Source organism: Caballeronia insecticola (assembly GCF_000402035.1).
GTDB lineage: Bacteria > Pseudomonadota > Gammaproteobacteria > Burkholderiales > Burkholderiaceae > Caballeronia > Caballeronia insecticola.
Window position 1 is genome coordinate 713,868 of record NC_021287.1, and the last position, 21,177, is coordinate 735,044.

Below are 21,177 nucleotides of genomic sequence, written 5' to 3' on the forward strand. Positions count from 1 at the left end.
AGAACGCCCGCCGTGGTGAACGGTCGTGCGTCGAATCGGCGACAGCATGCCGCAGCGTTTCTGGCGCCCGGAAACGTAGACTCGCGCACGTCGCGGCTGGCGCCGCCGTTCACGTCGATTCACACGCACCGCGGACGCCCTGAAAGGCGCATCGGACAAGGCTCTCGCGCGCTGCCCGTCGATCAGTGGACCAAGGCGTGCGTGCTACCATTGTTCGCTAATGTCTATTCATCCATCCCGTCATTCGATCGAGCATCAATGAATTCCGAGACGCATTCGACGACACCGCCCGCGAGCCTCACCATTGTTTCGCGGGAAAGCCGGCTTGCCATGTGGCAGGCCGAGCATGTGCGGTGTGCGCTGCACAAATTATATCCATCTTGCGACGTGAAAATCCTCGGAATGACAACACGCGGCGATCAGATTCTCGATCGCACGTTGTCGAAGGTCGGCGGCAAGGGCCTTTTCGTGAAGGAACTGGAAGCCGCGCTCGCCGACGGCCGCGCCGATCTCGCCGTGCATTCGCTGAAAGACGTGCCGATGGAACTGCCCGAGGGCTTTGCGCTCGGCGCCATTCTCGCGCGCGAAGATCCGTGCGATGCGTTCGTCTCGCCGCACTATGAATCGCTCGACGCGCTGCCTGTGGGAAGCGTGGTCGGTACTTCGAGTCTGCGTCGCGAAGCGATGATCCGCGCGCGCTTTTCTCATCTCGACGTGCGTCCGTTGCGCGGCAATCTCGATACGCGTCTTGCCAAGCTCGATCGCGGCGAGTACGCGGCGATCATTCTCGCGGCTGCCGGTCTGAAGCGGCTCGGGCTCGAGGCGCGCATCCGCGCGCGACTCGAACCGGCGCAGAGTCTGCCGGCGGCGGGGCAGGGCGCGCTCGGCATCGAAATTCGCGCGGACCGCGCCGACATCGCCGCCTGGCTCGCGCCGATGCACGACGAAAAAACCGCGCTCGCCGTCGAAGCGGAACGCGCGGTGTCGCGCGCGCTCGGTGGCAGTTGCGAAGTGCCGCTCGCCGCTTTCGCCGAATGGCGCGGCGACGCGCTGCATCTGCGCGGCGCGGTATCGATGCCCGACGGCCAGCGCGTGCTGCGCGCGGAAGAAGCCGTGCGCACGCCCGATCTCGCCGGGGCGCTCGCGCTCGGCAAGCGTGTGTCGGCCGACCTCGCGGCGCAGGGCGCGATGGACATCGTGAACACGCTCAGCACGATGCCCCGCGGCGACGGCCCGAACACCGCGCCTTCGGGGCCCGCATCCTGATGGCGAGCGAACGCCGCGCCACCATCGTCATTACGCGTCCGGCCGGACAGTCGTCCGCGCTGCTCGCGCTGCTCGCCAGCGCCGGGTTCGACACGCTGGAATTTCCGCTCATCGATATCGCGCCCGTCGCCGACGATGCCCCGCTGCGCGCCGCGCTCGACGAGCTGTTTCTGCCACCCGACGCACCTGCGCGCTATGCGCTCGTCGTGTTCGTGTCGCCGAATGCGATCGATCATGCGTTCAGCCGGCTCGGCGCACCGTGGCCCGCGGATCTGCCGGTTGCGGCCGTCGGTCCGGGATCGGTCGCGGCGCTCGCGCGGCAGGGCGTGCATGCGCCGTCGCATCGCGTGATCAGTCCGTCGACGGAATCGGCCGATCCGCGCTTCGATTCGGAGGCGCTTTTTAGCGCGATCGAAGCGCACTTCGGCGCGCAGGGCCTCGACGGCAAGCGCGTGCTGATCGTGCGCGGCGACGGCGGCCGCGAATGGCTCGCCGAACGCCTCACGCAGGCGGGCGCGCGCGTGGAGAAGGCCGCGGCGTACCGGCGCGTGCTGCCCGAACCGTCGATGCAGAAGTGGGAGCGCATCCACGCGCTGCTCGCCGACGCGCCCGGAGGCCGGCACGCGTGGCTGCTGACGAGTTCCGAAGGCGTGCGCAATCTCGACGAACTCGCGCACGAACATCTCACCGCCGACGAAATCGTGCTGCTCAAGCGCACGCCGCTCGTCTGCCCGCACCCGCGCATCGCCGAAGCCGCGCGGGGAGCGGGTTTTGATAGGATTACGGTGTCCGGCGCGGGCGACGAACGCATCGCGCAATCGCTGGAAGCGGCGTTTCCATCAGACCCGGCGGGCGCGTCCGCTCAGGCGCATGCTGCAAGCGCTTCGAATGCCGACGCACACGCGAGCGCAGCGCCTTCGCCATCCGCGCCGACGGACGCCAACCCGGCCATCGCGCCGGCCCCTCAACCGGCCCATCACACGGCTCAATCACGCATGACTGATTCGAACGATTCCAAGAAAGCTTCACCTCAGCCGAACGTGACACCGCCCCTGCCGCCGAACACGCCCTTCACGCCTTTTGAGCAGCAGAAACGTTCAGGCAATGTGGGCATCGTGTTGCTGTGGCTCGTCATCGTCGTTCTGGCGGTGGCGGCGGGCGCGGGCGCCTTCGTCCTGAACCGCAAGTTCGATCGCGCCGATACGCAGATGTCGCAGCGTCTCGCCCAGGCCGACGAACAGAGCGCTGATCTGCGCGCCAAGGCCGATCAGGCCGCGAGCGCAACCACCGCGCTCAGTACGCAGATCATCCAGTTGCAAGGCAAGCTCGCCGATGCCGAAACGCACAGTCAGGCGCTGCAGCAGCAGTATCAGGACCTCGCGGCCAATCGCGACGACTGGACCGTCGCTGAAGTCGAGCAGATTCTGTCGAGCGCGAGCCAGCAGTTGCAATTGACCGGCAACGTGCAACTGGCGCTCTTCGCGCTGCAAAGCGCCGACACGCGTCTCGCCGCGACCACCGGCCCGCAGGTCGTGGCGATCCGCAAGGCGATCGCGCTCGACATCGACAAGCTGAAGGCAACGCCGACCACCGATCTCTCCGGACTCGCCATCAAGCTTGACACCGCCATCGACCAGATCGACCAGTTGCCGCTCGCCGGCGAAGCGCCGATCGCGCCCGCCCACGCACAGGCTGCGGCGCCGGCGAACAGCGCGTCGATTGCGGCGGCCACCGGCGAGCCGCGCTGGAAAGTGCTGTGGCGTCAGATCACGAGCGGCATCGGGCAGCAGTTGTCGAGCCTCGTGTCGGTGCGGCGCATCGACAACGCCGACGCCATGCTCACGTCGCCCGATCAGGGTTATTTCGTGCGCGAGAACGTGAAGCTGCGTTTGCTGTCCGCGCGCCTGTCGCTGCTCTCGCGCAGCGAGCCGACGCTCAAATCCGACCTGCACGCCGCCGACGCCGCGCTCGCGCGTTATTTCGATCCGGCGTCGAAGAAAGTGCAGGCCGTGCGCGATCTCGTGAAGCAGGTCGATCAGGCGTCGTTCGCCGTCGCCGTGCCGAACCTGAACGGCAGTCTCGCCGTCGTCCATCAGTTCAAGCGAGGCGGATGATGACGATTCGTGGACTCATCTGGCTTGCGCTGCTGTTCGCCGTCGCGGCGATCGTCGCGACGGTCGGCGGCTTCAACGGCGGGCAGATTCTGCTGGTGCTGCCGCCGTATCGCGTGGATATGTCGCTGAATCTGTTCGTCGTGGCGCTCGTGGTGCTGTTCATCGCGCTGTACGCGCTGATTCGCTCGGTGCGCGGCGTGTGGAAGATGCCGCAGCGCGTCGCCGCGTATCGCGCGCGCAGCAAGCTTGCCAAGGCGAACGCGGCATTGCGCGACGCGCTTGGGCATCTGTACGCCGGGCGCTTCTCGAAGGCCGAAAAGGCCGCGCGCGACGCGCTCGCCGTTGCCGACAACCGGGGCGCGGCCGGGCTGATCGGCGCGAACGCGGCGCATCGTTTGCACGAATACGCGCGTCGTGACGAATGGCTCGCGCAGATTTCCGGCGCCGACTGGCAGGACGCACGCCTGATGGCCACGGCCGACATGCGCGCCGATGGCCGCGACGCAGACGGCGCACTCGTCGCGCTCACCGAAATTCAGGCGCAGGGCGGACGGCGCATCCACGCGCAGCAGATCGCGTTGCGCGCCCAGCAGCAACTGAAGAACTGGAGCGAAGTGCTCAAGCTCGTGCGCATGCTGGAGAAGCGCGAGGCGCTGCATCCGGCGGTCGCGGTGCGGCTGCGGCAGGTCGCAGCCGAGAATCTGCTGCGCGACCGTCGCCATAATCCGGATGCGCTGCTGGAACTGTGGCAGTCGCTATCGGCGACCGAGCGCCAGTCGCCGCGACTCGCCGATCTCGCCGCCGAACTGCTGATCGCGCTCGACCGTCGCGCGGAGGCGAGGAAGATCGTCGAAGATGCGCTCGCCCATAACTGGGACGCGCGGCTGTTGCGGCGCTATCCGGACTGCATCGTCGGCGGGGATGCTTTCCCGCTGATCCAGCGCGCCGAAGCGTGGCAGAAGGAGCGCACCGAAGATGCCGATCTGCTCTTCACGCTCGGGCGGCTGTGCCTGCACCAGCAGTTGTGGGGCAAGGCGCAGGCGTTCCTCGAAGCGGCGCTCAAACTCGCCGACAACGAACCGCTCAAGATCCGCACGCATCGGGCGCTCGCGCGCCTGCACGAGCAACTCGGCGACACCGAGAAGGCCGCGGAACACTATCGCGCGAGCGCGCTGGCGATGAACGTCGTCTGATCCGCGCGACGCGCGACGCACGAAAGGCCGGCACCAGCCGCATGAGCCGAACGCTCATGCGGCTTTTTTGTGTTCTGACGATAGCGCCTGCCTGTACGCCAGCGCACGTCCCGAGTGTGGGCGATGTGGTCTAGTTTTCGTTTTGCCGGATCGCTTGGCGGCGCCGACCGGCATCCACGAAAAGGAGGCGGACGTGAAACCAGGTTTGCGCGGGTTGATCGGCGCGGCGCTCGTCGTTTTTTTGTCGTGGCCCGATACGTCGCATTATTTCGCTCAGGAATTCGGCAGCGACGCGCCGTGGACCGGCACGTGGTCGACCGCGCCCGCCGTCACGCCCGATGCCGGCTTCGACAATCAGACGATTCGTCACATCGTGCACACGAGCATCGGCGGCACGGCGGCGCGGCTCAAGTTCTCGAACCTGTACGGCACCCAGCCGCTCACGATCGGCGACGTGCACATCGCGCGGCGTTCGCGCGGCGCGGCCACGATCGCCGGCACGGATCAGCCGGTCACGTTCGGCGGCCAGCCCTACGTGACCATTCCGGCAGGCGGCGCCATACAGAGCGATGCCATCGCGTTTCAGGTGCCCGCGCTCGCCGATATCGCGGTGAGCTTCCACATTCCGTCGAAGACGCCGCCGAATTCGACCGGCCACATCGACGGCATGCAGGACGTCTACATCGCTCCCGGCGATGTCAGCGGCGACCCCGCGTTCACGGGCGGCGTCGCGAATGCGGCGGGCGGGCAGTCCTACTATTTCCTCACCAATCTCGACGTGATGAACGCCGCCGCGACGGGCGCGGTGGTCGCGTTCGGCGCGTCGATCACCGACGGCGTGGCGTCCACGCCCAACACGAATGGCCGCTGGCCGAACCTGCTCGCGAACCGCCTGGCGCGCGCGGGGATGACGGTCGGCGTGCTGAATCAGGGCATCAGCGGCAACGATTTATTTACGAACGCGTCGGGCCAGGCCGGGCTCGCACGCTTCAGGCGCGACGTGCTCAGGCAGGCGAACGTGAAGTGGGTGATCATCTCCGACGACGCCGTGAACAATCTGATCAGCGGCAATCCGCCGGGTTTTCGGCAACTCGCCGGCGCGTACCGGCAACTGGTGAGACAGGCGAAGGAGGCGAAGATCGGCGTGATTTGCTCGACGCTGACGCCGTTCGAGGGCGTCGCCGAATGGTCACCCGCCATCGAGCACACACGCGAGGACATCAACGCGTTTCTGCGCGATCGCGACAGGAGTGGTTGCGACGCGGTGCTCGATCAGGCCGAAGCGCTCGGCGGGCAGAGTGCGTTTGCGTCGGCGTATAACAGCGGCGACAGCCTGCATCCGAACGAGGCGGGTCTACAGGCAATCGCCGATGCAATCGATCTCGACTGGTTCGTCGCGCCGCCGCCGAGCGATTTGCAGTGAAATGTCGAGTTCAGCGTCGAACGTGAGCGGAAGACCGGGCGGCGAGAAGGAATCGATCAGTACGTAGGCACAGCCGGATCGACCTGACGCGACCAGGCATCGATACCGCCGTACAGATTGAACGTCTGCTTGAAGCCGCGCGATTCCAGGAACATCGCGACCTGCGCGCTGCGTGCGCCGTGATGGCAGATGCAGACGATCTGCGCTTCGTCGTCGAGTTCTTCGCTGCGCGCGGGAATCTCACGCATCGGAATCGACACGATGTTCTCCATCTTCGCCGTCTGGATTTCCCAGGGCTCGCGCACGTCGAGCAAAACGGGCGCGGGGCGCGAGGAATCGGCAAGCCACGCGGCGAGTTCGGGTGCGGTCAGGTTTTGCATGAAATTCCCGGAAGAACGGTAACGCGCCGCCAGACGCATGCGACGATGCGCCCGGCAGCGGATAACAGACTCAGAACCTGAAGTGCGACGGATGGACCGCGTTCTTCAGCGGCGCGACGAGCGTCTCGAAGACGTCCGACACGCGGAACTGCTTTTCATCGACGCGCGTGATGATCTGCGCCTTCATGACCGGCGCGGCGCCGACGAACGCCGCGATGCGCCCGCCGATCTTCAGTTGCTCGAGCAATTCCTGCGGCATGACCGGCAGTCCGCCCGACACGCAGATCACGTCGTAAGGCGCGGCGTCTTTCCAGCCGAGCGCGCCGTCGCCCGCGATGACTTCCGCGTTCGTCACGCCATTCGCCGAGAGATTCTGCTTCGCGAAAGCGGCGAGTTCCGGCGAGATTTCGATCGTGGTCACGTGGCGGCCGCGGTGCGCGAGCAGCGCCGCCATGTAACCGGAACCCGCGCCGATTTCCAGCACCGTCTCGCCCTTGTGCACCGCCAGTTCCTGCAGGATGCGCGCCTCGACCCGCGGCGCCAGCATGCGCTCGCCGCCGGGCAGCGGCACTTCGAGATCCGCGAAAGCGATGTTGCGGTACGCGGCGGGAACGAAGTTCTCGCGCTTGACGATCGCGAGCAGGCTCAGGACGTCCTGGTCCAGCACGTCCCAGGGACGAATCTGTTGCTCGATCATGTTGAAACGCGCTTGCTCGATGTTCATGTTCTGTGTGCGTAGTGACGACCGAAGGCAGACAGGCTGCGCGGCCGGATGCGGGGCGAGAAAACTACGAGATTGTAGCAAAAGGAGGCGTTTTCCCGCCCGTTTCGCCTCCCTTGCGTTGGTGGCTAATGCGGCAGCCGGATATCGAACTTGAACGTGATGAGCCGCGCAATCAGGATGAACGCCGTCGACAGAAGCACGTTGTAGATCGTGTCGACCTGGAGGTGCTCCAGCCCGAGATAGATCCAGCAGCCGGCGAACGCGCACACCGCATAGGGACGCGAATCGCGCAGAATCAGCGGAATCTCGTTGCAGAGCACGTCGCGCAGAACGCCGCCGAACACGCCGGTGATCACGCCCATCATGGTGGCGGTGAAGGCGGGCATTTGCGCGTCGAGCGCGATCGACGTCCCCGATACGCTGAAGAGGCCGAGCCCGATCGCGTCGGTGATGAGCAGCGCGCGCTGGTCGAACAGGCGCGAGGTCACGCGCAGGACGTACGGCGCGAAGATCGCCATCGCGAAAATGAAGAGCATGTAATCCTGATGCTCGACCCAGTAGAACGGGCGGCGCGAGAGCAGCACGTCGCGCACGGTGCCCCCGCCGAAAGCCGTGACGAGCGCGACGAGAAACGCGCCGACCGCGTCGAGCCGGCGCTTGCGCGCCTCGATCAGTCCGGAGAACGCGTACGCGAAGATCGCGAGCGCCTCCATGATGGTGATTGCAAGTGAAAGTCTAGGATGCACTATGAGGTCCCGGGCCGCGGGTCTTGTCCTGTGGATGAGTGTGATGGCGCGCCGCGCCGCCGGGCTGCAACAGCACCAGCACGGCGCCCGCGCCGCCGTCGTGCGGGCGCGCCTGGCAGAACGCGATCACTTCCGACTTCTGCACGAGCCACGCGCGCACTTTGCCTTTGAGCACCGGTTCCCGGCCGATGGAGCCGAGCCCCTTGCCATGAATCACGCGCAGACAGCGCAGCCCGCGCTTCACCGATTCGCGAATGAATTCCGCGAGCGCCTCGCGCGCTTCCTCCCGGCGCATGCCGTGCAGGTCGAGCTGCGCCTGTACGATCCACGCGCCGCGCCGCAACTTCCTGACGACTTCCTGGCTGATGCCGGGCCGGTAGAAGGACAGCGTTTCGTCGATATCGAGCAGGCTTTCGGGATCGTATTCGTCGGAGAGCGCTTCCTGAAGCACCGCTTCTTCGTCGAGGCGGCTTTGCAGCGGCACGGGCGGCGGCGGCACGCGCGTGATGGTGGTGCGCGGCGGCGTCTTGAGCGGCTCGACTTCGCCGATCGCGCGACGAAACTCGCCGGCATCCGCGACGGCCTCGCGCTCCGCCCGCGCCGCCGCGACGCGCTGCACTTCGCGCTTCTCGGCGTCGGCCTTGAGCGCGCGCTTGAGCGACGAAAGGCCCGCGAGGCCATCGCGCCTGACTGCCGCCGCGACGTCGCGCGCGTCCGCCGCTTCGGATGGCGCGGGCGCGGCGGGGCGCGGCGCTTCCTTGCGCCGGACTTTCGGTTCGTTCGGGTGAGGGAGGTTCTTCGGCATCGTTCGGCGGACGGGAAAACGTCAGGAGGCGGACTCGACGCGGGCCGCGCCGATTGTGCCATGGGCGCGGGTCGTGCCGGGCGGCAGCGCGCGCAATAGGGCAAATTGCGCTTAGAAACGCGCGTGCCAAAGAAAAAACGGGCCGGCGGCGCGAACCGTGACCCGTTTTCGATGCAACGCCTGGCGCCGGTTGCGGCGCGCTCCGGACGCGGGCGAGTCACATTTTAACGGCTCGCCGCGCCGTCCTGCGCGGCTGCTCAGCGGTCCGCTTCGTGGCTCATCGAGTGCGGCGTGGGCGTTTCATCGATGGTTTCGAGGTAACGCTGCGCATCCAGCGCGGCCATGCAGCCCGTGCCCGCGCTCGTGATCGCCTGACGATAGACGTGATCCTGCACGTCGCCCGCTGCGAACACGCCGGGGATGCTCGTCGCGGTGGCGTCGCCGGTGGTGCCGCCCTTCGTGATGATGTAGCCGTTCTTCATCTCGAGCTGGTTGACGAAGAGATCGGTGTTCGGCTTGTGGCCGATCGCGACGAACACGCCCTGCAGCGGGATATCCGTGGTCGCGCCGCTCTGCGTATCCTTGATGCGCAGGCCGGTCACGCCGGACGTGTCGCCCGTGACTTCGTCGAGCACATGATTCCACTTGATATCGACGATGCCTTCCTTTTCCTTCGCGAGCAGGCGGTCGATCAGGATCGGCTCGGCGCGGAACTTGTCGCGGCGATGCACGACCGTCACCTTCTTCGCGATGCCCGCGAGATAGATGGCTTCCTCGACGGCCGTATTCCCGCCGCCGATCACCGCGACTTCACCGTTGCGATAGAAAAAGCCGTCGCAGGTTGCGCAGGCCGAGACGCCCTTGCCCATGAACGCTTCTTCCGACGGCACGCCGAGATATTGCGCCGATGCGCCCGTCGCGATGATGAGCGAGTCGCACGTGTACTCGCCCGAATCGCCGATGAGGCGGAACGGCCGCTCGTTGAGCTTGGCCGTGTGGATGTGATCGAACACGATCTCGGTGTTGAAGCGCCGCGCGTGTTCCTCGAAACGCTGCATCAGTTCCGGTCCCTGCACGCCCGACGGGTCCGCCGGCCAGTTCTCGACGTCGGTGGTGGTCATCAGCTGGCCGCCTTGCGCGAGACCGGTGATGAGCAGCGGCGACAGGTTCGCGCGCGCCGCGTAGACGGCGGCGGAGTAGCCGGCAGGGCCGGATCCGAGAATCAGCACTTTGGCGTGTTTGGGCGTCGACGACATGATGATGGTCCGTTATTGATGGTCACCGGAAGGGCGCGGGCGTGGCGCACAAGCGGCGCGTGATCATGCAAAAACCGGCGCCGGCGCTTCCGATGAACAGTATTTAGGTGCAAAGAGAGGATTATAAAGGCCATCGGAAAAGCCTTCCGAATGAACCTTTCAATCGCTCCGATAGCGCCTCGATAGCGGCCGGGAAAGGATTTAACGGGCGCACCGCTGAAAAAACCGCGACCATCACACGCGCGTGACGAGTGTTACAGGTTGCAAGCAGCCGCCCGTTTTTGCGCCGTTCATCGCAATGCAGCGTTTACAATAGGCCACCGTTCCATGCGGCCGTTTCCTGCAAGCACCGGCCGCAAGCGACACACAGCGACACCGAATCAATGGCCAAAGCTACCTATTCCGCGAGCCCGCAGGCGTTGCCGCACCGCATGTCGCGGCTCTTTACCGAGATTCGCTGGATTCTCCAGGTCGCGCTCGGATTGTTCTTCGTGATGGCGCTCCTCTCGTACAGCCGCAAGGACCCGAGCTGGACGCATGCCGTGAGCGTCGATCACATCGCAAACTGGGCCGGGCGCGTCGGCGCATACACGTCCGACATCCTGCTGCTCGTCTTCGGGCTGTCGTCGTACTGGCTGATCGTGCTGCTCGCGCGGCGCATCGTCGCGAATTACCGGCGTCTGGTTCAGCACAGCGCGCCGCCCGAGGCCGATGAAGACGCGCCGAAGGATCGCACCTGGCTCGCCGAAGCCTTCGCGTTCGTGCTCGTGCTGCTCGCAAGCGACGGCATCGAGGCGCTGCGCATGTGGTCGCTCAAGGTGCAGCTGCCGCGCGCGCCGGGCGGTGTCGTCGGCGATATGATCGCGCGGCACGTCTCGCATGCGCTCGGCTTCACCGGCGCCACGCTGTTTCTGCTGATCGCGCTCGCGATCGGACTCTCGCTGTATTTCCGTTTCTCGTGGCTCTCCGTGTGCGAGAAAGTCGGCGACGGCATCGTCAACGCGATCACCGGTGCGCAACTGCGCCGCGAAGCCGGACGCGACCGCAAGCTCGGCGAGGCCGCCGCGGTCAAGCGCGAAGGCAAGGTCGTGCGTTCACGCGAGAAGAGCGAGGATCACGAGCCGGTCATGATCGTGCCGCCGGTCGCGACGCCCGCGCGTTCCGAGCGCGCCGAGAAGGAAAAGCAGGTGCCGCTCTTCAAGGACCTGCCGGGCGACTCCACGCTGCCGCCCCTCGCGCTGCTCGATCCGCCGCCGAAGATGCAGGAGACCATCGCCGCCGACACGCTCGAATACACGTCGCGTCTCATCGAGAAGAAGCTGAAGGACTTTGGCGTCGAGGTGAGCGTCGTCGCCGCGTATCCGGGGCCGGTCGTCACGCGCTATGAAATCGAGCCGGCGACAGGCGTGAAGGGCAGCCAGATCGTCGGACTCGCTAAGGATCTGGCGCGCTCGCTGTCGCTCGTGTCGATCCGCGTCGTCGAGACCATTCCGGGCAAGAATTTCATGGCGCTCGAACTGCCGAACCAGCGCCGCCAGACAGTCAAGCTCTCCGAGATTCTCGGCTCCGAAGTTTATGCAGCGGCGGCCTCGTCGCTGACCATGGGCCTCGGCAAGGACATCGGCGGCAATCCCGTCTGCGCCGATCTCGCGAAGATGCCGCACTTGCTCGTCGCGGGTACCACGGGCTCGGGCAAGTCGGTCGGCATCAACGCAATGATCCTCTCGCTTCTGTACAAGGCGAGCGCGGACCAGGTGCGGCTCATCCTCATCGACCCGAAGATGCTCGAAATGAGCGTCTACGAAGGCATTCCGCATTTGCTCTGCCCGGTCGTCACCGACATGCGGCAGGCCGGCCACGCGCTCAACTGGGCGGTCGCGGAAATGGAGCGCCGCTACAAGCTGATGAGCAAGATGGGCGTGCGCAATCTCGCGAGCTTCAACACGAAGATCGACGAAGCGAAGAAGCGCGACGAAAAAATTCCGAATCCGTTCAGCCTGACGCCGGACGAACCGGAGCCGCTCACGCGTCTGCCGCATATCGTCGTCGTGATCGACGAGCTGGCGGACCTGATGATGGTCGTCGGCAAGAAGGTCGAAGAGCTGATCGCGCGCATTGCGCAGAAGGCGCGCGCGGCGGGCATCCATCTGATTCTCGCAACGCAGCGGCCCTCGGTCGATGTGATCACCGGGCTCATCAAGGCGAACGTGCCGACGCGCATGGCGTTCCAGGTGTCGTCGAAGATCGACTCGCGCACCATTCTCGATCAGCAGGGCGCCGAGTCGCTGCTCGGCATGGGCGACATGCTCTATCTGCCGCCGGGCTCCGGCCTGCCGGTGCGCGTGCACGGCGCGTTCGTGTCGGATGAGGAAGTGCATCGCGTGGTCGAGAAGCTGAAAGAGCACGGCGAGCCGAACTATATCGAAGGCATTCTCGAAGGCGGCCTCGCCGGCGAGGGCGATGAAGGCGCGGCGGGCGCAGGCGGCGCCGGCGGCGGAGACGGCGAGGCCGATCCGTTGTACGACCAGGCGGTCGAGGTCGTCATCAAGAACCGGCGCGCGTCCATTTCGCTGGTGCAGCGGCACTTGCGCATCGGCTATAACCGCGCGGCGCGCCTGCTCGAACAGATGGAGAACTCGGGGCTCGTTTCGGCGATGTCGTCGAACGGCAATCGCGAGATTCTCACGCCCGCGCGCGATGCGGAATAGTTCACGCGGGTTTGACGCGCTTCAGGCGCGTCTCGGGTGCGTCTCAGGTGTGTTTTTCGGAGCAAAAGCATGAAACATCAAACGGGGAGCCGCGCGTTCAAGGCGTTGAGCGCGGCATTGTTTTCGGCGTCGATGCTGTTCGCATCGCACGCCTTCGCGGGCGGCACGGACCAGTTGAAGGCATTCGTGTCGCAAGTGCACGCGGCGCGCGGCGACTTCACGCAACAGGAAGTCAAGGCGCCCGGCAAGACCAACAACGGCGCGACATCGAATGCAATGCCGACCAAAGGCACGACCTCCAGCGGCACGTTCATGTTCGCGCGGCCGGGCAAGTTCATCTGGTCGTATCAGAAGCCGTACGCGCAGATCCTGCAAGCCGACGGCGACAAGCTCTACGTCTACGACAAGGACCTGAATCAGGTCACCGTCCGCACGCTCGGCGCGTCGCTCGGCGCGAGCCCGGCGGCGATTCTCTTCGGCAGCAACGATCTCGACAAGAATTTCAATCTGCGCGATGCGGGCGAGAAGGGCGGCATCGACTGGCTCGAACTCACGCCGAAAGCGAAGGACACGCAGTTCGAGACGGTCGGCATCGGCTTCAAGGACGGCAACCTGCAGGCGATGGAACTGCACGACGTCTTCGGCAATGTGACGCTGCTCACGTTCTCGAACATCCAGAAGAACCCGCCGATCAAGAGCGACACCTTCAAGTTCGTCGTGCCGAAGGGCGCGGACGTGATCAACGGGTAGGGCTTCGTTCTGCGCGGTTCAGCGGTAGGTTGTCGTGAGTGTCACGCGTGTTTCGGACGGAGAAGCGCCGTCGTTCGCGCGCATCGACAGCGTGCCGCCGAGCGCGCCGACATGATATTTGCCGCCGGCGTCGGGCTTGACGAGCTGGCCGCGGCCGTCCCTGAACGTGGCCACGACAGCGCGCGCGTTGGCCGACAGTTGTAGTTCGGCGTTGGGCGGATCGTGGGCGTCGGACAGGAAGTTCACGTAGGTGGTTCGTCCGCTCGTGTCGGTCATGCGTGTCTGTGCCGACGTGGAGATGCCCGATCCGGCCGTCGGTCCGACGGAAACATCGAACGGCGGCGCCACCAGCGCGCCCGTGAAATAGATGACGCCTCCGGACGCCGCGGCCGCGACCGAGCAATAAACCGTCGCGCCCATCAGCGCGATTCGTCCGGCCAGACTCGCACCTCTCAGCTTTGCTTGATGCATCTTTCCCCCACGTTGAAAAGAAGACGGGCTGCTTTAAGCGTGTTAAAGCAGCTCTGCGTGCGATACGGCAGAAGCGCGCATCCGGCCATGCGGATGAGTCGTTGCGGCTTATTTTTGAGATGCGCGTGGGGCGATATTAGGAGAATTCGTATTGCTTCTGCAATGCGAATTAGCTAGCCGAACTGTAAAAATATGTGCCGGTTGGCTCGAAGCATTTGTAGTGCTTAATTGATTGCTTATGAGCCATTAAATGCGTGGAATATCAGGCATGCGCGGCTTGCATGTCTTCGATAAAGGCCTCGACGATCTCGCGTTTCGCTCCGCGCGCGCCGCTCGCGGGTTCGGCTCGCGTGACCATCTGAAACGCGACGCGATAGCACATCGCCTTCGGATTGAGCGCAGCGAGCAGACCTTCCTTCACATAGGGCGCGGCGAAGTGCTCGGGCAGATAGCCCAAATGCCGGCCGGACAGCACGAGCATCGCGACGGCCTCCATGTTGTCCGCGACCGCGCCGATCCTGCGCGGCGTGAGCGCGCCGGCTTCGGGCAGCGGATAGCTGCGCCACGCCCATTCGTGCTCGAAGGCCTCGCTCACGCGGATGCGCCCCGCGCGCGCAAAAAGCGGATGCTCGCGTCCGCAATACGCGAACTGATCCTCCGCGAAAATCTCCGTGTAATCGAGCGACGGCACGCGATGCCAGAAGTAGCCGATCGCCATCTGAATGCGCTCCGACAGCAGCATCTCCTCGAGTTCGCCGGGCGAGCGCACGAGCACGGCGAAACGCACGGATTCGTCGCGCTGACGGAAACGTGCGATCGCCTCGCTAATGCGCGCGTTTGCGCTAACCGGCGTATTGCCGATCATCCCGAGCGTGAGCGTGCCGACGAGCTTCTTGCCGACATTGCGGGCAGTTGAATCGAAAGTATCGATGGCTGCGAGCAGCGTGCGGCATGCTTCGACGAACGGCTCGCCGCGCGAAGTCAGCGAAAAGCCGCCGCGCCCTCGTTCACAGAGCCGATAGCCGAGGCGCGTTTCGAGCGTGGCGAGCTGCGTGCTGATGGTCGATTGCCCGACGTTGAGCGTCGCCTGAGCCGACGACACACCGCCTGCATCGACGATGGCGAGAAACACGCGGATGAGCCGCAGGTCGAGATCGGAGAGATGGGTGAACATGGGCGCGCCGCCGATACATCGATAGAAATCGATGTTAAGTTAAATTTGTCGCCATTTTAACTTGGTGGAAAAGCGGCTATTAATGTCGGGATCGGGCGAGCCAGACGACTCGCCGGCCAACCGGAATCATCTAGCGCCATGAATACGTCCTCGCCGTCTTCACTATTCGCTCCCGCCGAGCATTTCGATTCGCACTTTCTGGAACAGCGCGCCGAGCGTCCGCAGCCCCTGTCCGGCAATCAGATGCCGCGTTGCGGCGGCATCACGACGATGATGCGCCTGCCGCACGTGCAGTCCGCTGCCGGGCTGGATGCGTGCTTTGTCGGCGTGCCGTTCGATCTCGGCACGTCCAACCGAACCGGCGCGCGCTTCGGTCCGCGTCAGGTGCGCAGCGAGTCGGTGCTGCTGCGCCCGTACAACATGGCGACGCGCGCTGCGCCGTTCGACTCGCTGCGTGTTGCGGATATCGGCGATGTCGCGATCAATCCGTACAACCTGCTCGACTCGATCGACCGCATCGAGCGCGCGTATCGCGAAATTCTGAAGCACGACTGCAAGCCGCTCACGCTCGGCGGCGATCACACCATCGCGCTGCCGATTCTGCGCGCGATTCACGCGAAGCACGGCAAGGTCGGGCTGATCCATATCGACGCCCACGCGGATGTCAACGACACCATGTTCGGCGAGAAGATCGCGCACGGCACGCCGTTTCGCCGCGCGGTCGAAGAGGGCTTGCTCGACTGCTCGCGCGTCGTGCAGATCGGCCTGCGCGGCACGGGCTACGAAGCCGGCGATTTCGACTGGTGCCGCGAGCAAGGCTTTCGCGTCGTGCAGACGGAAGAATGCTGGAACCGCTCGCTCGCGCCGCTGATGGACGAAGTGCGCGCGCAGATGGGCGACGGCCCGGTCTACATCACGTTCGATATCGACGGCATCGATCCCGCGTTCGCGCCGGGCACGGGCACGCCGGAAATCGCGGGTCTGACCGTGCCGCAGGCGCTTGAGATCGTGCGGGGCGCGCGCGGGCTGAATATCGTCGGCGCGGATCTGGTGGAAGTGGCGCCGCCCTACGACCCGTTCGGCACGACGGCGCTGCTCGGCGCAAATCTCGCGTTCGAGTTGTTGTGCGTGCTGCCGGGTGTGGAGTATCGGGCCGCGAAGTAGCTCACGCGTAGGCGCGCCGCCGCCCCGACGTAAGCAACAGATAAAACACCGCGCCGAGTGCGAGCGCGGGCAGCGTCGCGCCGAGATTCGGCAGCCACTGGTTTATCGCGTGATACGCCGCGATGCCCACGCCCCACGCGATAAACGCGCTCACGTGCCATCCGCCCGAGTAGCCGTAGCGCCCGTCGACCGACCCGAGCGCGGCGGCATCGATGCGGCGCTTGCGCACGATGAAGTGATCCGCCAGCACGACGCCAAAGAGCGGCGCGAACACCGAGCCGATCAGCAGCAGGAAGTTCTGGTACTTGCCCATCTCCACGATAAGCGCGACCAGCGTGCACAGTGCCCCGAACGCGCACGAGAGCAGCGGCACGCTCGCGCGCGCCCAGAACGTGCCGGTCGATACGGCGGCCGAATGGATATCGGCGAAGGCGTTGTCGGTTTCGTCGATGAGAATCAGAAACAGTGCGATGCCGCCGCCCGCCTGCGCGAGCGCGGTGGTCAGCAGCGCGTCGCCGCCGCCCGCGGCGAGCCCGTACACCGCGCCCAGCGCATAGAACCACAAATTGGCGATGCCGTAACCGAACAACGTGCCGCGAAACGCGCCGCCGGGACTCTTGCTGAAGCGTGTGTAATCGGCGATGAGCGGCAGCCACGACAGCGGCATTGCGACGACCAGATCGATGCCCGCGCCGAACGCCATTTCACCGGTGCCGGGACGCGCCATCAGCGCGGCGAGATCCTGTTTCGAGAGCAGATTCCACGTGAGCCAGCCCGCGCCGCCGAGCAGCAGCCAGATGCCCCAGGTCCGCAAGAAGCGCCGCACGAAGGAGAGCGGGCCGCTCACCGCGAGCAGCGTGGCGAGCACGCCGAAGACGAGCGTCCAGACGAGCGGCATCGAAACATGGAAGGATTGCTTCGCGAGGGCGTCGGCGGAATCGCGCATCACGATGATCTCGAACGAGCCCCAGCCGACCAGTTGAATCGCGTTGAGCACGGCCGGCACCGACGCGCCGCGCACGCCGAGCGTCGGCCGCAACGACGACATGGCCGCGAGCCCCGTATCCGCCCCGATCACGCCCGCGAGCGCGAGCAGCACGACGCCGATCGCCGTGCCGATGGCAATGGCCGCGAGCGCGTGCGGCAGCGACATGCCCGGCACGAGCAGCGCGCCCGCCTGCGCAACCAGGAGGCCGATGCCGAGCGAGAACCACAGGGCAAAGGCATCGCTCGTGCCGAACGCGCGGCGCTCGGGCGGCACCGGCGTGAGCGGCGCGTAGGTGGCGGAATGGCTCATATCGTCTTGCTGCATGGGTAAGCGTCCCTATATTGTCTTGTCTGGCCTGCGAGAACTCGCGCGAACCCGCGTGAACTCGCATGAGCGCCCGGCTGTCATAATGCCCCGATTCTGCGGCCGAACGGCCCGCGTGAACACTAGGCCGTTCGGCCGATGCACGCGCGCGCCGAAAAAGGGCAAGATTATCGCCGCCTTTGACACACCCGTGCCGATCGAACGCGATCGGCGCCCACGCGCATCACTGCGCCCGAGACGCACATGTTCGAAGAAAACCGTGGCACCGTTCCGCTCGCGGAGCGGCTGCGCCCCCGCACCATCGACGACGTGATCGGCCAGAAGCATCTGCTCGGGCCGAACAAACCGCTGCGCGTCGCGTTCGAGTCGGGCGAGGCGCATTCGATGATTCTCTGGGGCCCGCCCGGCGTCGGCAAGACCACGCTCGCGCGCCTCATGGCGGATGCTTTCCACGCGCAGTTCATCTCGCTCTCCGCGGTGCTGTCGGGTGTCAAGGACATCCGCGAAGCCGTCGAGACGGCGCAGATTCATCGCGCGAACGGGCATCAGACGCTTGTGTTCGTCGACGAAGTGCATCGTTTCAACAAGAGTCAGCAGGACGCGTTCTTGCCGCATGTGGAGTCGGGCCTGTTCGTGTTCGTCGGCGCGACAACAGAGAATCCGTCGTTCGAGGTGAACAGCGCGTTGCTCTCGCGCGCGGCCGTGTACGTGCTGAAAAGCCTCGACGCCGAAGAACTGAAGCAACTGCTCGAGCGCGCGACGCAGGAACTCGGCGGCCTCACGTTCACCGACGAAGCGCGCGACGCGCTCATCGGTTCCGCCGATGGCGACGGCCGCAAGCTGCTGAACAATCTCGAGATCGTGGCGCGCGCGGCCGCGCAGCAGAAACAGACCGAGATCGATGGCGCACTGCTCGGCAGCGCGCTCGCCGAGAATCTGCGCCGTTTCGACAAAGGCGGCGACGCGTTCTACGACCAGATCAGCGCGCTGCACAAGTCCGTGCGCGGCAGCAATCCCGACGCCACGCTGTACTGGTTCTGCCGCATGCTCGACGGCGGCGCGGATCCGCGCTATCTCGCGCGGCGCATCGTGCGCATGGCGTGGGAGGATATCGGGCTCGCCGATCCGCGCGCCGGGCGCATCGCGCTCGACGCCGCCGAAACCTACGAGCGCCTCGGCACGCCCGAGGGCGAACTGGCGCTTGCGCAGGCGCTCATCTATCTGGCCGTCGCGCCGAAATCGAACGCCGGTTACAACGCGTACAACGAGGCGCGCCGCTTCGTCGGAAAAGATCAGTCGCGCGGCGTGCCGGTGCATTTGCGCAACGCGCCGACCAAGCTCATGAAGGAACTGGGCTACGGCCACGAATACCGCTACGCGCACGACGAGCCCGACGCCTACGCGGCCGGCGAAACCTATTTGCCGGACGGCATGCGCGAGCCGAACTGGTATCAGCCGACGCCGCGCGGACTCGAAGGCAAGATCGGCGAGAAGCTCGCGCGGCTCGCCGAACTCGACGAAGCGTGGCGGCGCGAGCATCGGGACGAGAAGAAGCGCTGAGCCGTCTGATTCCGCCGCGCTTCCCGCCCGGCTCGCGTTGGCCGTGCGCTAGAATCGTCGTTTCCGAATACTCAATACTGCAGCCCCCGCCATGCTCGACATCCAAACCCTCCGCAAAGACCTGGACGGCGTCGCAAAGCGCCTTGCCGATCGCGGCTACGCGCTCGACGTCGCCGCCTTCGCCGCGCTCGAAGCCGAGCGTCGCGACATCCAGACCCGTACTGAAGAACTGCAGGCGCGCCGCAACAGCCTGTCGAAACAGATCGGCGCGATGAAAGGCCGCGGCGAGGACACCTCGGCGGTCATGGCGGAAGTGGGCGGCATCGGCGACACGATGAAGGAATCGGCCGCCAAGCTGGACGACGTGCAAAAGCGCCTGTCGGACCTCATGCTGACCGTGCCGAATCTGCCGCACGACAGCGTGCCGGTCGGCGGCGACGAAAGCCAGAACGTCGAAGTGCGTCGCTGGGGCGCGCCGCGTCAGTTCGACTTCGAGGTCAAGGATCACGTCGATGTCGGCGCGCCGCTCGGCCTCGACTTCGAAACCGGCGCGAAGCTCTCGGGCGCGCGCTTCACGCTGTTGCGCGGGCCGATCGCGCGGCTGCATCGGGCGCTCGCGCAGTTCATGATCGACACGCACACCGAACAGCACGGTTATACGGAGGCGTACACGCCGTACATCGTGAATCCGGAGATTCTCTACGGCACGGGCCAGCTGCCCAAGTTCGCTGAGGACATGTTCCGCGTCGAGAAGGGCGGCGACGACAACAAGGTAACGCAATACCTCATCTCGACTTCCGAGATTTCGCTGACCAACACGGTGCGCGACAGCATCCTCGAAGCCAGTGCGCTGCCGGTCAAGCTGACCGCGCATTCGCCGTGCTTCCGCTCGGAGGCGGGCTCGTATGGGCGGGACACGCGCGGCCTGATTCGCCAGCATCAGTTCGACAAGGTCGAGATGGTGCAGGTCGTGTCGCCGGAGCATTCGTACGCCGCGCTCGACGAAATGGTCGGCCAGGCGGAAGCGATCCTGCAGAAGCTGGAGCTGCCGTATCGCGTGATTACACTGTGCACGGGCGACATGGGTTTCTCGGCGGCCAAGACGTTCGATCTCGAAGTCTGGCTGCCGGCGCAGAACACCTATCGCGAGATTTCGAGCTGCTCGAACACGGAGGCATTTCAGGCGCGGCGCATGCAGGCGCGCTTCCGCAATGCGCAGGGCAAGCCGGAGTTCGTGCACACGCTGAACGGTTCGGGTCTGGCGGTTGGTCGCACGCTGGTCGCGGTGCTGGAGAACTTCCAGAACGCAGATGGTTCGGTGACGATCCCGGCCGTTTTGCGTCCTTATATGCGCGGTCAGGAACGCATCGAAGCACCCGCCGCGGCCTGATGTTTCATTGCGTTTCCTTGATGTTTATTTGCAAAAAGGGGCTTGGAAAGCAGAAAAGACTTCGATATACTTTCGTTCTTCGTTGAGCAACGACCCGCTTAACGAAGGCTGATCGAAGCGTGCAGAAGTCAAGCAAGCGCGGTTGGTAGACGGAGAGGTGGCAGAGTGGTCGAATGTACCTGACTCGAAATCAGGCGTACGGTTTTCCCGTACCGTGGGTTCGAATCCCACCCTCTCCGCCAAGATACAAAAACCCCGCAAGTCGTCAAGACTTGCGGGGTTTTGCTTTTGTGGTCTCGCTTTTTGTAATCTCGCTTTTTCGGGGCGCGCTCGTAAGTACGCGCGCCTTGTCTCCGCTAGTCGAACTTCAAGTCGTGCACCGCGCGATATCGAAACGCAGTTCCGGCTCCGGCACGCCGCCATCGTCGCTCGACGACTGCTGCACCTTCACGATCGATCCATACGCCGACGGCGTCAGCGTCACGAGCCACGCGTTCGATCCGACGAGCAACTCGGTCGACCCTTGATCGCGCCTCGTCTGCGCGGAGGGAATCATGCGCTGCAGGCAGCTAGAAATATCCGAGGCGGGCCGCGCCGACGAAACGTGGATCACGGGCTGCGATGCACGCAGTTCGGGACTGCTCGTCGAACCGCAGGCGGCAAGCGCGGCAACGCCCGACAGGACAACGGAAACAAAGGCAAATCGATGCAAGTTCATAACGCTCCGGCTAATCTGAATTC

Annotated in this window: 18 protein-coding genes and 1 tRNA gene; 10 read left to right on the top strand and 9 right to left on the bottom strand. The window is 65.3% G+C overall.

Going from position 1 to position 21,177, the window contains the following annotated elements:
* The first annotated feature begins 258 nt into the window (after positions 1-258).
* From hemC to BRPE64_RS03285, 4 genes are all read left to right on the top strand, one after another.
* The gene (hemC, locus tag BRPE64_RS03270; protein ID WP_044041186.1) at positions 259-1,266 is read left to right on the top strand and encodes a hydroxymethylbilane synthase; all 1,008 of its coding nucleotides are present in this window, start codon (positions 259-261) and stop codon (positions 1,264-1,266) included.
* The gene (hemDX, locus tag BRPE64_RS03275) at positions 1,266-3,380 is read left to right on the top strand and encodes a fused uroporphyrinogen-III synthase HemD/membrane protein HemX (RefSeq protein WP_016344600.1); all 2,115 of its coding nucleotides are present in this window, start codon (positions 1,266-1,268) and stop codon (positions 3,378-3,380) included. Before hemC ends, hemDX begins: the two co-directional genes overlap by 1 nt.
* Positions 3,380-4,573: a heme biosynthesis protein HemY gene (locus BRPE64_RS03280; protein WP_173405431.1), complete on the top strand. Its 1,194-nt coding sequence runs from the start codon at positions 3,380-3,382 to the stop codon at positions 4,571-4,573. The genes hemDX and BRPE64_RS03280 overlap by 1 nt, the downstream gene beginning before the upstream one ends.
* Before the next feature lie 193 nt (positions 4,574-4,766).
* The gene (locus BRPE64_RS03285; protein ID WP_051180377.1) at positions 4,767-5,996 is read left to right on the top strand and encodes a GDSL-type esterase/lipase family protein; all 1,230 of its coding nucleotides are present in this window, start codon (positions 4,767-4,769) and stop codon (positions 5,994-5,996) included.
* A gap of 56 nt (positions 5,997-6,052) precedes the next feature.
* On the opposite strand, the gene BRPE64_RS03290 is transcribed toward BRPE64_RS03285, so the two are convergent.
* The 5 genes from BRPE64_RS03290 to trxB all read right to left on the bottom strand — a co-directional run bounded on the left by BRPE64_RS03290 (position 6,053) and on the right by trxB (position 9,907).
* Positions 6,053-6,376: a rhodanese-like domain-containing protein gene (locus BRPE64_RS03290; RefSeq protein WP_016344603.1), complete on the bottom strand. Its 324-nt coding sequence runs from the start codon at positions 6,374-6,376 to the stop codon at positions 6,053-6,055.
* Between the two features lie 70 nt (positions 6,377-6,446).
* Positions 6,447-7,100, bottom strand: coding sequence for a protein-L-isoaspartate O-methyltransferase family protein (locus tag BRPE64_RS03295; RefSeq protein ID WP_016344604.1), 654 nt, complete (start codon positions 7,098-7,100; stop codon positions 6,447-6,449).
* Positions 7,101-7,225: 125 nt separating this feature from the next.
* Positions 7,226-7,849: a trimeric intracellular cation channel family protein gene (locus BRPE64_RS03300; RefSeq protein ID WP_173405451.1), complete on the bottom strand. Its 624-nt coding sequence runs from the start codon at positions 7,847-7,849 to the stop codon at positions 7,226-7,228.
* On the bottom strand, positions 7,836-8,651 hold the full coding sequence (locus tag BRPE64_RS03305) for a Smr/MutS family protein (RefSeq protein WP_016344606.1): 816 nt from the start codon (positions 8,649-8,651) through the stop codon (positions 7,836-7,838). Before BRPE64_RS03305 ends, BRPE64_RS03300 begins: the two co-directional genes overlap by 14 nt.
* Positions 8,652-8,908: 257 nt before the next feature.
* Entirely contained in the window at positions 8,909-9,907 is a 999-nt protein-coding gene (gene trxB / locus BRPE64_RS03310) for a thioredoxin-disulfide reductase (protein WP_016344607.1), read from the bottom strand.
* A 383-nt stretch (positions 9,908-10,290) separates the two neighbouring features.
* Between trxB and BRPE64_RS03315 the strand changes: the two genes are divergently transcribed.
* Together BRPE64_RS03315 and lolA are read left to right on the top strand one after the other, a co-directional pair.
* Positions 10,291-12,615: a DNA translocase FtsK gene (locus BRPE64_RS03315; protein WP_016344608.1), complete on the top strand. Its 2,325-nt coding sequence runs from the start codon at positions 10,291-10,293 to the stop codon at positions 12,613-12,615.
* A 69-nt stretch (positions 12,616-12,684) separates the two neighbouring features.
* A complete protein-coding gene (lolA, locus tag BRPE64_RS03320; protein ID WP_016344609.1) occupies positions 12,685-13,365 on the top strand; it encodes an outer membrane lipoprotein chaperone LolA in 681 nt (226 codons plus the stop codon).
* An 18-nt stretch (positions 13,366-13,383) separates the two neighbouring features.
* On the opposite strand, the gene BRPE64_RS03325 is transcribed toward lolA, so the two are convergent.
* Entirely contained in the window at positions 13,384-13,836 is a 453-nt protein-coding gene (locus BRPE64_RS03325) for a hypothetical protein (RefSeq protein ID WP_016344610.1), read from the bottom strand.
* Between the two features lie 262 nt (positions 13,837-14,098).
* The gene (locus BRPE64_RS03330) at positions 14,099-15,010 is read right to left on the bottom strand and encodes a LysR family transcriptional regulator (protein ID WP_016344611.1); all 912 of its coding nucleotides are present in this window, start codon (positions 15,008-15,010) and stop codon (positions 14,099-14,101) included.
* 138 nt (positions 15,011-15,148) lie between these two features.
* Between BRPE64_RS03330 and speB the strand changes: the two genes are divergently transcribed.
* Entirely contained in the window at positions 15,149-16,174 is a 1,026-nt protein-coding gene (speB, locus tag BRPE64_RS03335) for an agmatinase (RefSeq protein ID WP_016344612.1), read from the top strand.
* A gap of 1 nt (position 16,175) precedes the next feature.
* Here the strand turns inward: speB and cytX are convergent, their stop codons facing one another.
* Positions 16,176-17,486: a putative hydroxymethylpyrimidine transporter CytX gene (gene cytX, locus BRPE64_RS03340; protein WP_016344613.1), complete on the bottom strand. Its 1,311-nt coding sequence runs from the start codon at positions 17,484-17,486 to the stop codon at positions 16,176-16,178.
* A gap of 243 nt (positions 17,487-17,729) precedes the next feature.
* Here cytX and BRPE64_RS03345 point away from each other — a divergent pair, with 243 nt between their 5' ends.
* The 3 genes from BRPE64_RS03345 to BRPE64_RS03355 all read left to right on the top strand — a co-directional run bounded on the left by BRPE64_RS03345 (position 17,730) and on the right by BRPE64_RS03355 (position 20,678).
* On the top strand, positions 17,730-19,046 hold the full coding sequence (locus BRPE64_RS03345) for a replication-associated recombination protein A (RefSeq protein WP_016344615.1): 1,317 nt from the start codon (positions 17,730-17,732) through the stop codon (positions 19,044-19,046).
* A 91-nt stretch (positions 19,047-19,137) separates the two neighbouring features.
* Entirely contained in the window at positions 19,138-20,436 is a 1,299-nt protein-coding gene (gene serS / locus BRPE64_RS03350) for a serine--tRNA ligase (RefSeq protein WP_016344616.1), read from the top strand.
* Positions 20,437-20,587: 151 nt separating this feature from the next.
* Positions 20,588-20,678, top strand: a tRNA-Ser gene (locus BRPE64_RS03355).
* A 125-nt stretch (positions 20,679-20,803) separates the two neighbouring features.
* Here the strand turns inward: BRPE64_RS03355 and BRPE64_RS03360 are convergent.
* Positions 20,804-21,154, bottom strand: coding sequence for a hypothetical protein (locus BRPE64_RS03360; RefSeq protein ID WP_016344617.1), 351 nt, complete (start codon positions 21,152-21,154; stop codon positions 20,804-20,806).
* Positions 21,155-21,177 lie beyond the last annotated feature (23 nt).